Origin of the sequence: Flexistipes sp. (assembly GCF_036172515.1) — a bacterium.
In the GTDB taxonomy this organism is placed as follows: domain Bacteria; phylum Chrysiogenota; class Deferribacteres; order Deferribacterales; family Flexistipitaceae; genus Flexistipes.
In genome coordinates this window covers 1-13,766 of sequence record NZ_JAXKVW010000001.1, presented here as the reverse complement: position 1 = coordinate 13,766, position 13,766 = coordinate 1, and the positions used below count along the sequence as shown (strand labels likewise).

The following is a 13,766-nucleotide window of genomic DNA, read 5'->3' as shown; positions in this document are numbered from 1 at the left end:
AAAAGGTTTTAGCGGTTTTTGTATCAATCCTTACATTATGTATGTTCGGATCAGCATTTGCAGCAAGCAATACGGTTAAGATCGGGAATATAATTCCTCTTTCCGGCCCGTCTGCCTCGGTAGGCATTCAAGGTAAACAGGCCAGGGAAATGGCTGTTAGAGAAATTAATGCTGCAGGAGGTATTAAGTCTCTGGGCGGTGCCAAACTGGAACTCATTTTTGCTGACAGTAAAAGTGAGCCGACCACAGGTGTAACGGAGGCTGAGCGCCTTATTAATTCTGAAAATGTGGATATATTAACAGGCTGCTGGAATTCTGCCGTTACTTATCCCACATCTCAGGTCGCTGAAAGGTACAAAATCCCTTTTATTGTACCGGTGTCCGTCAGGGATACTATTACGGAGAGAGGTTTTGAATATATTTTCCGTATTGCAGCAAAAGATTCATGGTGGGTACGTGACCAATTTTCTTTTTTGGATGATATGCAAAAAGAATTTGATGTTGATGTAAAAAGAGTGGCTTTTGTTTATGAGAACGGTGACTGGGGAACAGGGTTCGCTGAAAAATGGCGTAAACTTGCTGAAGACAGAGGATACGATATCGTTTTGGATGAGCCTTACCCAAGTACAGCCAGTGATTTAACCCCGGTTGTAATTAAGCTGAAGCGTGTAAATCCTGATGTAGTATTTCTGGTTTCCAATGCTTCTGATGCTATTCTATTGACCAATACCATTGCTGAAATGGATGTGAATCCTAAAGCAATTATAACAAGTGGCGGCGGTCATGCTGACCCTTCTTTTCTTGAAGCAACCGGCAAAAACTCCGAATACATGTTTGATATAGTTGAGTGGGAAACAGATCTTAACAGACCCGGTTTAAAGGAGACAAATGCCAAGTTTAAGAAAGAATACGGGCAGAACCTGACTGGTGAAGCTGTTGATGCCTATATTTCAATGTATCTTATTAAAGAAGCACTGGAAAAAGCCGGTACAACAAATCCTCAAAAACTCAAAGATGTGCTAAGAGATATCAATTATTGTGACGGAAAAGCGAAAATGTTGGCCTATGACTGTATAAATTTTGATGAAAGCGGCCAAAATCAAAACGCTATGCCGGTCATTGTGCAAGTCAGAGAAAGAAATGGAGAAATGAAAAGGCTGACAGTGTGGCCTAAAAATGTCAGGCATGAGGGATACACACCCGTTTTTCCGCAGCCTGCAAAATAACTGAAAATAACGGCAGGAATAGATTTTCCTGCCGTTTCTTGTAAACAAGGAGCATTGTCATGATTAGTTATGTTGAAGCATTACTTAACGGTATACTTATGGGTTCCATATATGGATTAGCTGCAGTGGGTTTAACACTTATTTTCGGTGTCATGAAAGTCATAAACTTTGCCCATGGCTCTGTTTTGATGGTCGGTATGTTTGCAGCTTATTGGTTTGTTAAGCTTACCGGAGTAAATCCATACTTATCACTTTTTGTTGTTGTGCCTTTCATGTTTTTTTTCGGTTACTTTTTGCAACAATTTGTTATTAAACCGACATTTGAGGCAGAAAAAAATGTCAGAGAACCCATAACCGTTATTATAGTTACAACCGGTGTATGGTATATTCTTGATAATTTGGCTCTGTTGCTTTTCGGGGCTGAGTACCGTGTAGTTAAAACAAGTGTTACCGGTAATATCGTTGAAATCTTTAATATGTACTTTTTATTGCCCAAAATTATTGGTTTTGGGGTAACAGTTTTAGTAGGAATTTATTTCTTTTGGTTTCTGAAATATTCAAAAATGGGCAAAGCAATAAGAGCTACCAGTCTGGACAGGGAAGCTGCGTCTCTTATGGGTATCAAACAATCAAAAATTTATAACATTTCTTTTGGGCTGGGATGTGCACTTTGTGGTGTTGCAGGCTGTATTTTGGTGCCTTTTTATTATGTATATCCGACTGTTGGCGTTACTTTTGATATTAAGTCGTTCATAATAGTTGTTTTGGGAGGACTGGGAAGTATAAGCGGAGCAATTCTCGGCGGAATAATCGTGGGCGTTATTGAAACTTTAGGGGCGCAATTTATGGCGGCTACATGGACAGAACTGTTAGTGTATATAGTATTTTTGATTGTTTTATTTGTAAGACCGTCCGGTCTTTTTGGGCTTAAGCAGGATTTTTAATTTGGAGTCAGGAGTGTAAAATGTTTAAACTTTTAATAAATCAGAAACCAATTATTAAAATTATGGCATTAACTATTTTGGTTATAGTTTTTGTTCTGCCTTTGTTTATAAGTAGTCCAACAGTAATGCAAATCTTAATTTTAATTGTTTTTTATGCATATTTAACATCCTGCTGGAATTTTGTAGGAGGGTTTGCAGGAGTTTTGCCATTGGGGCATGCGGCTTTTGTTGGCATCGGTGCATATACTTCCACCGCTCTGTATTTAACATATGGTTTGAGTCCTTGGTTCGGTATGATTTTCGGAGGAATTGTGGCAGCTATTGCGGGGATTATAATAGGTCTGCCGACATTAAGGCTAAGAGGGGCATATTTTGCCTTGGCTACAATTGCAGTCGGTGAAGGAATGCGCGTGCTGTTTGAAAATATTGAAAGAATAGGTCCTTTTGAAATAAGAGGTCCGAAAGGTTTGTTGATAAATTTGGTTAGCGGCAATTCATTTTCTCATTTTCAGTTTTCAAGCAAATATCCATATTTTTATATCATATTGATAATGCTTATTTTTGTATTACTTTTAACTTATATCATGATGAATTCAAAAGTTGGATATTATTTAGCTGCAGCCGGAGAGGACCCTGAAGCATCAGAGTCATTAGGTATAAAGGTTTCGAGATACAAACTCATTGCAATGATATTAAGTTGTTTTTTCACAGCACTTGGAGGAACATTTTACGCACAGTTGATGTTGTATTTTTATCCAAAATCAATTTTTGGGCTTAATCTTTCTTTTGAAATAGCTTTTATTGCCCTTATTGGCGGACGCGGAACAATTTTAGGTCCTGTATTGGGTGCACTTTTGCTAAGACCTATTGGTGAAATAACGAGAATTTACCTTTCAAGCTCTCTGCCCGGTTTACATCTTATAATATATGGGCTGATTTTAGTTATCGTTATGCGTTATCAACCCAGGGGTATAATAGAGCCTATTTCTAAGCTTATAAAAAAGTACATAATTGATCCATTTGATAAAACACAATCTGGAGACAAAGAAAGTACTTTCATTGATAATAAATAAGGAGTTTACGATGGGACTGCTTAAGATAAAGGATTTGACAAAAAAGTTCGGCGGGTTAGTTGCAGTTAATTCTGTAAATATGGAAATAAATGAGAAGCAAATTGTCGGGATAATTGGCCCTAACGGAGCAGGAAAGACAACATTGTTTAATTGTATTGCCGGGGCATTACCCCCGAGTTCCGGTAGTATATTGTTTGATAATAAAGAGACAGGAGGGAAGAAGCCTTTTGAAATATGCCAGTCAGGCATATCCCGGACGTTTCAGGTGGTAAAACCTTTTAGATCGAAAACAGTCCTTTACAACACAATGGTAGGAGCTTTTGCTCAGACAAATTTTTTGCATGAAGCAGAAAAAATCGCTCTGGATGTGTTAAAATTTCTTAATCTTTATGACAAAAAGGATATTCTTGCAAAAAACTTAACACTTCCGGAGCTAAAAAGACTTGAATTATGCCGCTCTTTAGCCACAGATCCTAAGATCCTTTTGCTGGATGAGGTTATGGCAGGCCTCAGACCTTCAGAAGTAGCTCAAATGCTGCCGATTATAAAAAAGATAAACAATTCGGGAATTACGATAATAATTGTCGAGCATATAATGCAAGTGATAATGAATTTATCGGAAAATATCTATGTTATGAATTTCGGTAAAATTATAGCTGAAGGAGAACCGCATTTAATTGCTGCAGATGAAGAGGTTATAAAAGCTTATTTAGGAGATGAATATGTCGCTGCTAAAAGTTGATAATATAAATGTATCATACGGAGAAATACAGGTAGTTTTTGATTTATCGCTTCAAATAAAAGAAGGTGAGATTATAAGTATTATCGGTGCTAACGGCGCCGGTAAGTCCACGTTGTTAAAGACTATCTCAGGAATGTTGGAACCAATTGCTGGTACTATTGAATTTGACAATGAGATAATCAGTAAGCTGGAACCTCACGAAATAGTGGAAAAAGGGCTTATTCATGTACCTGAAGGCAGGAGGCTTTTTTCTTTAATGAGTGTATATGAAAATTTGGAGATAGGCGCATACAGTAAGAATGCGGAAAAACATTTTAAAGATAGCATCGAGGAAGTATTTAAACTGTTCCCGAGATTACAGGAACGAAAGAAACAATTAGCTGTTACTTTGAGCGGAGGAGAACAACAGATGGTTGCTATCGGAAGGGGTATTATGGGATATCCAAAATTAATGATGCTGGATGAGCCGTCTCTGGGATTGGCACCATTGTTAAAAAAAGACATATTTACTACAATCAGTAAGATTTCCAAAGAATACGGAACGACAATACTTCTTGTTGAGCAGGATGTTATTAACTCATTAGCAATCAGTGACAGAGCATATGTAATGGAGCACGGTCAGTTTGTAATTGAAGGCTCACCCGATGATTTGATGGATAATCCTGAAATTAAGAAAGCATATCTGGGACTGTAGAATTGTGATTTTAAAGAGTCTTAGAGTAATATTCCCAAGATAAAAATAAAAAGGTTGTATTTGATGAGAAGGCAAGAAAAAGAAATTAAATCAAAATCAGAAATAGAAAATATTATTTCTAAACCAGATGTATGCCGTTTAGCTCTATCTATCAATAATATCCCATATATTGTTCCTGTGTCTTTTGGGTATAAAGATAACTCAATATTTATTCATAGTGCTGCTGAAGGCAAAAAAATAGAAATATTAAGGGAAAATAACAATGTGTGCTTAGAGTTTGATACGGATACGGAGATAATTAAAGGTGAGATTGCATGCAAATGGAGTATGAGGTATCGCAGTGTGATAGCTTTTGGTAAAGCTTATTTTGTTGAGGAAAAGGTTAAGAAGCGCAAGGCACTTGAGATCATAATGAACCATTACACAAAGGAAAGCAGTGGAATTGAGTTCTCTGAAGAAGCTTTAAATAAAACAGCCGTGATTGAAATTATCCTGACTTCTATGTTTGGAAAACAGTCTGGATTTTGAATAAAGTTTTTGAGGTGCCGTAAAATCCGCCTTTTTTGTCTCTATAGCTGTTGTGTAAAACCTTTACAGATTTGCTGTTATATTTTGTTTATAGTTAGTTTTGTCACACGCCCCGGGAGCATGTACCAAAAGCTTTATGCTGCCAATTTAACGAAAAAATATTGCACTAAAGCTAAGGTCTTCTTTTATCCATAAAATAAAGTTTTAGCTTATCTCTGAGTATTAATATAAACCTTGTCTGGAAAATAAACCGTCCATAATCTTTAGGAGTTTGGCTCCTGTAAGAATTTCAAAAAACAGTACTTGTCGATTCTTTTATCGATGATAAAATTTCAACTGATTCCAGTTTGTCTAAATTGGAAGCTGTCAAAGATATGGTAATTTGTATGATGCTGTAAAAAAATGAGAGGGCGCAAATAAAGCTAAACGCTTGACTTTGACTAAAAACTCAAGATATTATAAAATTATAGAATTAAACTATGTGTTGTATTATGGTTTTCGGGGAATAAAACTAACTACGGAGGGCTATGGTGAAAGATAGAATATTGTCAGTTGCCCATTTGTCGGATCTCCATGTCGGTGGACATTCTTGGCATATATGGGAGGCACTTACAAGGAAACTCATATCATTGAATCCAGATCTTTACGTGATATCTGGAGACATATCGGAATCTAACGAAGAATATTCACTTCAGTTCGTACTTAGTTGGCTTAAGGGTGCCATCAGTCCATTCGACACAAACAAAGCATTTGGCCTGCGACTTGGAGAGAACTTTTCGAATAAAGTCATAATAATACCGGGCAATCACGATTACTACACTTCGAATGGATCTCCTTTCCAATTGCCGAAAGGAGATCCAAAGGTCAATTACTATAACGTTTTCAAAAGACACAAACTACCCAGATGGCACTTCTGCTCTAACGGGAAAGATGTATCCGCATATATTATCGCATTAGAATCGCCAGGAGAAAAGAGCATAGCCAACGGCTACGTTGAAAAAAACGATTTGGAATTGGTTCGCAAATGGACAGATCAAGGTCGTCACGGAAACCTGAAAAAAGACGGCCTGTTTCTCGGTATTGATGGTCTTAATAGTGAAGAAGAGGCAGCTAATTTGTTCAACAGAAGCTACAAGATTATAGTATTACACCATTTTTTATATCTACCTAAAGCATACGGAAAACAGCCCTTTATGAGCTTAACTAATGCCCATGAGGTATTGGGTCAAATTGTTTCAGACGACTTTGATATGGTGCTTGCCGGACACGACCACCATGACGTCTTTAGCAGCCAAAAATACCAAGACTTACTTGATCACAGAGCAATTCGCCGTTTTGCAAGAATGTATTGTGTAAGGCAACTTGGAATAAAAAGGCCACCTGTTTACCACATAGACAAAAATAATAATAAATTACTGCCAAAAACATTGCGCATTGCGATTGAATACGTCAAGAGCAAAGCGGAGGGAATGGATGATGTAGCCGCTACAAAATTCTATCGATTCAAAGGCATTACGCTCGCTGAGCGGTCTATTAAGAAGGGTTATAAAGAATTTTTGAAGGTGGATCTATCGGACAGCCAAGTACGTAAAACTCTAGATGAAATAGCTGGAGTTGTTAATGACGAAATACGTAGTGTGCTAAAGAATCGAAAACTCATTAATTCTGTGGCGGCAACTGCAACAAAAAAGAATTCCAGAGAAAATGGGTTCTATATCTATCAAATTGACGGAAGTCGCAATATACAGTGTCACTCATATTATTACAATATTGACTCAAAAGAGTTCGAAAATAACGGAGTAGAGTCATGTTCATTAAGTCGTCCTTTAGATTTATTCGACACTCATGCATATGAAAAGCTTAAAAAAGCAAAACTTATAAACTAAACACTGAACAGTTCTAAATACGAAAAAGCTACTTTACAATACCGGCGTCCAACAACATAATTCGGATAACTTACATGCTTTGCATTCCGGCAACCCACACACATAAAAGGAGAAAGTTGTAAGAGGAAGCAAGAGCATCAAAGCGCTCGTCGAAAAAACTAAAAAGGACTTCACTACATTAAAAGCGAACTATGAGTCTTCCTTATAACATTAGAGAGTTTCTGAGGAACTAAAAATAGATTTAAAATATATTTTCGAAAACTTGCGCTCATGCTTAGATTATTTACTCATGACATTCATAAGAAGTGTGTGGGTGGCATTCCTTCGGACAGACTATATTTCCCGATTTGCCAAACAAATCACATAAAAAGAGAAAAGTAGACTTCTTAAAAAGATTCTTTATAAAACCTATGCGTAGAATATTATATATGTTTAAAGAGATAAAAGTTTCCTGTTTATCATTAACAAACGAATATAATGTTTGTGTATCACTTGCATATAAGGCAATAAAATTAATAAAAAGAAGTTTTCGTTGACATACAGGGATTGTGAAAATAAGATTTATTATGTGCAAAATTGATTTTCATACTTGGATAGAAAATGGCCGATGTTCATAATAATAAAACGCGTAGTTATAATATGAGTCAAATTAGATCAAAAAACACTAAGCCTGAAATGATAGTGAGAAAATACTTACATAGCCAAGGTTTTCGATATCGCTTGCATGACAAAAAGCTTCCGGGGAAACCAGACATAGTACTTCCTAAGTATAATTCAGTAATTTTTGTGCATGGATGTTTCTGGCATGGACATTATGAGTGCAAATATTTTGTAATACCTAAAACCAGAACAGAGTGGTGGCTGAAAAAAATAAATAGAAACAAACAGTTGGACTTAGAAAATACCAATAAGCTTAAAGCGGATCGCTGGAATATAATTACAATCTTTGAATGTGAGCTTAAAGATGGAAAAAGCGAACAGACTCTTACAAGGATAAAGAAACAGCTAAGAAGCAGATGAAAATACCTATAATTGATATATTTGCCGGACCAGGCGGACTTGGTGAAGGGTTTAGTGCGTTTGTAAATCCAGAAAATCATAAGAGACAATTTAAAATAGCTCTTTCGATTGAGAAAGATACTTATGCACATCAGACCCTGAAATTAAGAAGTTTTTTCCGCCAGTTTGCGCCAGAACAGGTTCCGTTAGAATACTATGAGTGTATCAAAGAACGTATTACTCTCTCTGAACTATACGTTAGATGGCCGCTTCAAGCTAAAAAAGCTAATGCAGAAGCTTTGTTGGCTGAACTTGGAGAGGGAAAAGAAGCGGTATCTAATTCTATTGTTGATAAAAAGATTCAAAGCGCTCTGAATAAGGAAAAAGACTGGGTCCTGATTGGTGGCCCTCCATGTCAGGCATATTCAGTTGTCGGACGATCAAGAAGAAGGGAAAAAGTCCTTGATGAGAAGAAAGATGAGCGTGTAGCTTTATATAAGCAGTATCTAAGAATTTTAGGAGTTCATAAACCTGCAGTTTTTGTAATGGAAAATGTAAAAGGTTTATTGTCAGCAAAGACCTTGAGAAGTCCTCTATTTTCCAAAATACTTGCTGATCTTTCAGCTCCTGGAAGTGCGTATTTGTCTGATTGCAAGAACAAAGATATAAAATTGAATAGCCCGGGTTATCGTATTTATTCTTTGGTTGCTGAGCCAACTGATTTTGATTCAAAGGGTAATCCTATTTTTTGTCCTCAAGATTTCGTTATACGTTCTGAGAAGTTTGGTGTCCCACAGACACGTCATAGGGTTATTCTTCTTGGGATACGCAAGGATATTGAATTTTCACCTAAAACTCTTAAGCCTAGCAGTGAAGTGTCAATTTCATCCGTTTTATCCGATTTGCCTGAAATAAGAAGCAGGCTTTCCAAAACGGCAGATAACAATTTAGCCTGGAAATCTGCAATAAATGATATTTTGGAAAAAGGTATATTAGTTGATATTGATAAATCTGTTAAAGAAGAAATATTAAAACAGCTGAATAAAATATCTGCTTCTGAAAAGAAACCAGGTGGAGAATATTTGACTTACAAACAAACATCAACCCCATATTATCCAGAATGGTATTTGGATCCTAGAATTGAAGGAGTTTGTAACCACTCTTCCAGAGGTCATATGAAAAGCGATTTAACTCGTTATTTATTTGCTTCCTGTTTTGCTAAAGTAAAAAAACGCTCTCCCAAATTAGAAGACTTTCCTCAAGCTTTGCTTCCAGCCCATAAAAATATAAATGACGGAATTGAAAATAAAAAATTTGCAGACAGATTTCGGGTTCAACTATGGAATAAACCATGTAAAACAGTTACAAGCCATATTTCCAAAGATGGTCATTATTACATCCACCCTGACCCTGCTCAGTGCAGGAGTTTTACAGTCAGAGAAGCTGCAAGGATTCAGACATTTCCGGATAACTATTACTTCTGCGGTCCAAGAACTTCACAGTTTGTTCAGGTGGGAAACGCTGTACCACCACTTTTAGCAAATCAAATTGCTGAAATTGTATTCGAAATATTTAAATCAATTTATGCAAAACGGTTCGTTAAAGAAACTTATCAAATCCCGGAATTGGTAAAATAATGGAAAATTACAATAACATTGGATTTAAGCCAACAGCAAGAATTATTCTCCAGCTCGGTGATCAGCTTATTCGGAGTGAGAATATTGCTGTGCTTGAAATTATTAAAAATTCATATGATGCATGTGCAAGAAAAGTTACAATTAGCATGAAGAATCTGGACAGTCCTGAATTAGGTTCCATAGTAATTGAGGATGACGGTTTTGGAATGAATTACAATCATTTTAAGGATATTTGGCTTGTACCAGGCACAACATTTAAAAAAAATCAGATTGAATCTGAAGATTTTATTAGCCCATGTAAACGAATTCCACTCGGGGAAAAGGGTATTGGGAGGTTCGGTGCCCATAAACTTGGAGAAGAAATTGAAGTAGTTTCTAGGAAAAAGGATGAAAAAGAAGCGGTACTTAAGATAGATTGGAAAGATTTCGATAATGATGACATGTTGGAAAATGTTCCCATTAATATTTCAGAAAGAGATCCTGAGGTGTTTAAAGATGGAAATTACGGCACAAAAATAGTAATACATAAGTTAAAAAACAAATGGACACGTGGTGCCATTAGAAGTCTTTATACTGCTATTAATTCACTGAACTCTCCGTTTGAATCAAATAATTCTTTCAGGGTTTTTTTTAAAATTGATAAACCAGAGTGGTTAAGAGGTTTGTTATCTTTTGACGAAATCAAGGATAATTCTTTATTCAGTGCAGAAGCGGAACTTGAAGGTAACCAGATTGTTAACTTTAAGTATGAGTTCACACCTTGGGCAACTCTTAAAAAATTAAAAGGGCGAATATATAAACCGGAAAATCCCGTTGTTATGAGGCAAAAGGAGTATGATGAAGTAGAAAAAAAACAAGTGTTTAAAGATATTGACCTTTCTGCTTATGATATCGGTCGTATAAAGCTGAAGATGCTCATTTTTGACTTGGACACCAATTTGATGTCTCTTTCAGGAATTCAGGATAAAAGAGGGTTTCAAAGTTACTTAAAAGATAATGGAGGTGTTCGTGTTTACAGGGATGGGGTTCGTGTATATGATTATGGCGAGCCTGGCAATGATTGGTTAAATCTTGACCTTGAGCGTGTCAACCTACCTTCTGCAAAAATTAGTAACAATATAGTTATAGGAGCAATCTATTTGGACAGACTGGCAAGTAAGGATCTTATAGAAAAAACCAATCGTGAAGGTTTTATAGAGAATAATGCATTTCGGGTTTTTTATAGTGCTATAAGATTTGCAATTAACCAAGTCGTTACTCAAAGAAATATTGATAAGGAGAAACTAAGAAGCCACTATGGGAAAAATCTTCCAAAAGAACCGGTTGTCGGTACATTAAGTCTACTTCGGGAAAGAATTAGTTCTGCACAATTAAAGGATCCTAAATTAGTGAAAGATATTCTGAAAATGCTCTCAGAGATTGAAAGTGATTATAAAACAATTAGTGAAATCTACATTAGGAGTGCTAGTGCTGGTTTGGGATTGAGTATTGTCATCCACGAAATAGAAAAAATAATTTCAGAATTGCTAAAAGTAGTAGATGAAACCAAATCATATGATCGAATTAAATTGTTAACCAAACGTCTCGGAGAGTTGATTCAAGGATACAGTGCCCTGATAAAAAAAAGGTATAAAAAAACTCACGACCTTAAGCAAGTAATAAAAGATGCTCTCTGGAATATTGACTTTAGACTCAGATCTCACAATATCGAGATGATTACGGGCTTTGATAAAGTAAAAGATTTTGAGAGTAATGTAAGATGCTCTGATAACCTTATAATTGGAACAATCATTAATATAATCGATAATTCAATTTGGTGGTTGAATTACGGAAAGGTGCAGAATAAAAAGCTTTGGGTTGAAATTAGTGATGAGTATCCTGAGCATATAACTATTTTAATAGCTGATAACGGACCAGGTTTTACATTACCTCCGGAAGATGTGATAAAGCCTTTCATTTCAAGTAAAGAAGGAGGAATTGGTATAGGTTTGCATTTAGCTTCCGAAATAATGAATAGCCATGGCGGGAATCTTTTGTTTCCTGAATCTGATTATTTCAGTATACCAGAGGAATTTAAATCAGGAGCAATAGTGGGTTTAGCTTTTAAAATAAAAAAAAACTGAGGTTATAATGATTTTACCGAAGAATGGTTCAGTGATTGTAATCGATGATGACCCTAATCAGGCAATGCCAATAATTGATTTGCTGGCAAAAAAAGGTATCGCAACCTTATATTTTAAGGGTAGTAGAGAGGAATATATCCCTGAAAAACAGCTTGATAACGTTCGTCTTGCCATAGTTGACCTTCAGTTAATTGAGAGTACCAGCGATGAACATACTATATCAACAATTCTAATTAATGTATTAAAAAATATTATTGCACCCAATAATGGTCCTTATATGTTACTGATATGGAGCTTGAAAGATTATTCGCTTGGTGAAGAGTTTAAAAAAAAGATTAATAATCCTTCCCACGGTATTGTCCCTATTTGTATCGCCAGTTTGGAAAAGTCTGAATGTATAATTATGAAAGAACCGGAATGGATAGAAGAATCTGCAAATCAAGTTATTGATGATATTGAATCTCAATTTGATAAAGACGATCTTGATGTAATAAAGAAAAGTATTATTAGTAATTTTCAGGAAGATGTAGAATATGAAAGTAAGACAGACGCATTCGAAAAAATTGAAAATAGCCTTGAAAATGAACTTAAAGAAGCTGGGGTATTCCATTTGTTTGTTATTTGGGAAAACCTAGTTAGAAAGGCTGGGTATCAAACAGTGAACGCTATATCATCCACAATTGAGTACTCAGACCTGTGGGAAGCTAACATGAGAGACGTACTCAAAAGAATGGCAAAAGCAAGAACAGGGCAAAACACTCTTTCTGATGAACTATTCATGAAAGCTGCTCTGTCAATTCTGTCTGGATCATTTTCAGAGGAACTCGAATATGCAATCCGGAAGCTTGATTTCCCGGATTATATCAAACTTGATTCTCCATTCTCGATTGCTAAAAAGTTAAATTATGACACCTATCAAATCAGTGTAAATATAGATAGTAATAGTCGGCTAAAAGGTACTTTGTTTAAAAATAATAATAAATTTAATGGATTGGAAAATATTAAGCTGGATGATTTCAGTCAGAAAATTACACTTCCAGATGATAACGAAGAAAAACAAATTTTTACCAGCCTTGCTGAAGTATATAGTGACATACCCTCCTTAATAAATACAAAACTTCATATTGAATTAGAGCCTAGCGAAGGTCATATGCCCGGGAACGTTTATATGATTGATGTTTTAGAAGAAAGAAAAAAGAAACTTCTTCCAACTTATTTTGAAAATATTCCTGATAAAATTTCAGATTTTCATTTCGTAGAACTGGAAGTTTCTCCAATTTGCGATTATGCTCAAAATAAATGGAAGAAGTCAAGATTAATTTCAGGGCTCGTTTTTCCTGTTGGTACAAAAACTAAATCAGGACCATTTTATAAAGGAGCACCTGTAGTTTTTATAAATAATAAGAAGTATGATATTATATTCAATTACCTTTTATTCAAAGCATTGGACATTCCTGAGGCAGAAAACAGAGGGAAGTTTTGGTTCAGAATAAAAAGAGAATTGTTGCAGGATATGATAGTAGGCCTTTCATATCAAGTGAACAGGCCAGGAATAACAGCTGTATTCTAATTTACTCCAGAGAAAATTCCACATTTAAAATAATCAGTTAGAAAAAGTGATTTTCGTTACAAAAAGTAAAAACTTTGGGTATAATTATATGTTTTAAAGAATAAGGGGGTAGCTATGAGGGTTTTGGCTGTATTTGTTTTATTATTTGCCTTCGTTTCGACAAATGTTTATTCAAGAGAGTTTTTTGTTGGAAGGAATGGTGAAGTGAGGGTTAAAAATTTTGATGCAAAGATTACCCAAGATTCCAGGAGCAAAATATTTCATTTATCTGCAGAAGTTGATGGAGGAAACAAGTGTTCAAAAGGCCAGTTGTTTATCGTTTATAGCCTTAATAAAAATACATC

Annotated in this window: 12 protein-coding genes; all 12 read left to right on the top strand. The window is 35.7% G+C overall.

Features of this window, described 5'->3' with window-relative positions; genetic code table 11:
* Positions 1-41: 41 nt before the first annotated feature.
* On the top strand, positions 42-1,226 hold the full coding sequence (locus tag UMU13_RS00060) for an ABC transporter substrate-binding protein (RefSeq protein WP_442902120.1): 1,185 nt from the start codon (positions 42-44) through the stop codon (positions 1,224-1,226).
* A gap of 59 nt (positions 1,227-1,285) precedes the next feature.
* Positions 1,286-2,170, top strand: coding sequence for a branched-chain amino acid ABC transporter permease (locus UMU13_RS00055; protein ID WP_328216143.1), 885 nt, complete (start codon positions 1,286-1,288; stop codon positions 2,168-2,170).
* A 20-nt stretch (positions 2,171-2,190) separates the two neighbouring features.
* The gene (locus tag UMU13_RS00050) at positions 2,191-3,243 is read left to right on the top strand and encodes a branched-chain amino acid ABC transporter permease (protein ID WP_328216141.1); all 1,053 of its coding nucleotides are present in this window, start codon (positions 2,191-2,193) and stop codon (positions 3,241-3,243) included.
* Between the two features lie 10 nt (positions 3,244-3,253).
* Positions 3,254-3,985 carry an ABC transporter ATP-binding protein gene (locus UMU13_RS00045; RefSeq protein WP_328216140.1) on the top strand — a complete coding sequence of 244 codons (732 nt, stop codon included), beginning with the start codon at positions 3,254-3,256 and terminating at the stop codon, positions 3,983-3,985.
* The gene (locus UMU13_RS00040) at positions 3,966-4,679 is read left to right on the top strand and encodes an ABC transporter ATP-binding protein (RefSeq protein WP_442902118.1); all 714 of its coding nucleotides are present in this window, start codon (positions 3,966-3,968) and stop codon (positions 4,677-4,679) included. The genes UMU13_RS00045 and UMU13_RS00040 overlap by 20 nt, the downstream gene beginning before the upstream one ends.
* Before the next feature lie 63 nt (positions 4,680-4,742).
* The gene (locus UMU13_RS00035; RefSeq protein ID WP_328216138.1) at positions 4,743-5,207 is read left to right on the top strand and encodes a pyridoxamine 5'-phosphate oxidase family protein; all 465 of its coding nucleotides are present in this window, start codon (positions 4,743-4,745) and stop codon (positions 5,205-5,207) included.
* Positions 5,208-5,734: 527 nt separating this feature from the next.
* Positions 5,735-7,093 (top strand): metallophosphoesterase family protein, encoded by a 1,359-nt coding sequence (locus tag UMU13_RS00030; protein ID WP_328216137.1) that lies wholly within the window; start codon positions 5,735-5,737, stop codon positions 7,091-7,093.
* A 600-nt stretch (positions 7,094-7,693) separates the two neighbouring features.
* Positions 7,694-8,113 (top strand): very short patch repair endonuclease, encoded by a 420-nt coding sequence (locus UMU13_RS00025; protein ID WP_328216135.1) that lies wholly within the window; start codon positions 7,694-7,696, stop codon positions 8,111-8,113.
* The gene (locus UMU13_RS00020) at positions 8,110-9,729 is read left to right on the top strand and encodes a DNA cytosine methyltransferase (protein WP_328216134.1); all 1,620 of its coding nucleotides are present in this window, start codon (positions 8,110-8,112) and stop codon (positions 9,727-9,729) included. The genes UMU13_RS00025 and UMU13_RS00020 overlap by 4 nt, the downstream gene beginning before the upstream one ends.
* Positions 9,729-11,852: an ATP-binding protein gene (locus UMU13_RS00015; protein WP_328216133.1), complete on the top strand. Its 2,124-nt coding sequence runs from the start codon at positions 9,729-9,731 to the stop codon at positions 11,850-11,852. Before UMU13_RS00020 ends, UMU13_RS00015 begins: the two co-directional genes overlap by 1 nt.
* Before the next feature lie 7 nt (positions 11,853-11,859).
* The gene (locus tag UMU13_RS00010; RefSeq protein WP_328216132.1) at positions 11,860-13,422 is read left to right on the top strand and encodes a hypothetical protein; all 1,563 of its coding nucleotides are present in this window, start codon (positions 11,860-11,862) and stop codon (positions 13,420-13,422) included.
* A gap of 114 nt (positions 13,423-13,536) precedes the next feature.
* A partial coding sequence (locus tag UMU13_RS00005) for a hypothetical protein (protein ID WP_328216131.1) occupies positions 13,537-13,766 on the top strand: 230 nt, incomplete at its 3' end.

Excerpts from the sequence above, each read along its gene's own strand:
- UMU13_RS00040 (WP_442902118.1), top strand. The coding sequence starts at position 3,966 with ATGTCGCTGCTAAAAGTTGATAATATAAATGTATCATACGGAGAAATA.
- UMU13_RS00020 (WP_328216134.1), top strand. The coding sequence starts at position 8,110 with ATGAAAATACCTATAATTGATATATTTGCCGGACCAGGCGGACTTGGT.
- UMU13_RS00055 (WP_328216143.1), top strand. The coding sequence starts at position 1,286 with ATGATTAGTTATGTTGAAGCATTACTTAACGGTATACTTATGGGTTCC.
- UMU13_RS00025 (WP_328216135.1), top strand. The coding sequence starts at position 7,694 with ATGGCCGATGTTCATAATAATAAAACGCGTAGTTATAATATGAGTCAA.
- UMU13_RS00035 (WP_328216138.1), top strand. The coding sequence starts at position 4,743 with ATGAGAAGGCAAGAAAAAGAAATTAAATCAAAATCAGAAATAGAAAAT.
- UMU13_RS00050 (WP_328216141.1), top strand. The coding sequence starts at position 2,191 with ATGTTTAAACTTTTAATAAATCAGAAACCAATTATTAAAATTATGGCA.
- UMU13_RS00010 (WP_328216132.1), top strand. The coding sequence starts at position 11,860 with ATGATTTTACCGAAGAATGGTTCAGTGATTGTAATCGATGATGACCCT.
- UMU13_RS00045 (WP_328216140.1), top strand. The coding sequence starts at position 3,254 with ATGGGACTGCTTAAGATAAAGGATTTGACAAAAAAGTTCGGCGGGTTA.
- UMU13_RS00030 (WP_328216137.1), top strand. The coding sequence starts at position 5,735 with ATGGTGAAAGATAGAATATTGTCAGTTGCCCATTTGTCGGATCTCCAT.
- UMU13_RS00015 (WP_328216133.1), top strand. The coding sequence starts at position 9,729 with ATGGAAAATTACAATAACATTGGATTTAAGCCAACAGCAAGAATTATT.
- UMU13_RS00060 (WP_442902120.1), top strand. The coding sequence starts at position 42 with ATGTTCGGATCAGCATTTGCAGCAAGCAATACGGTTAAGATCGGGAAT.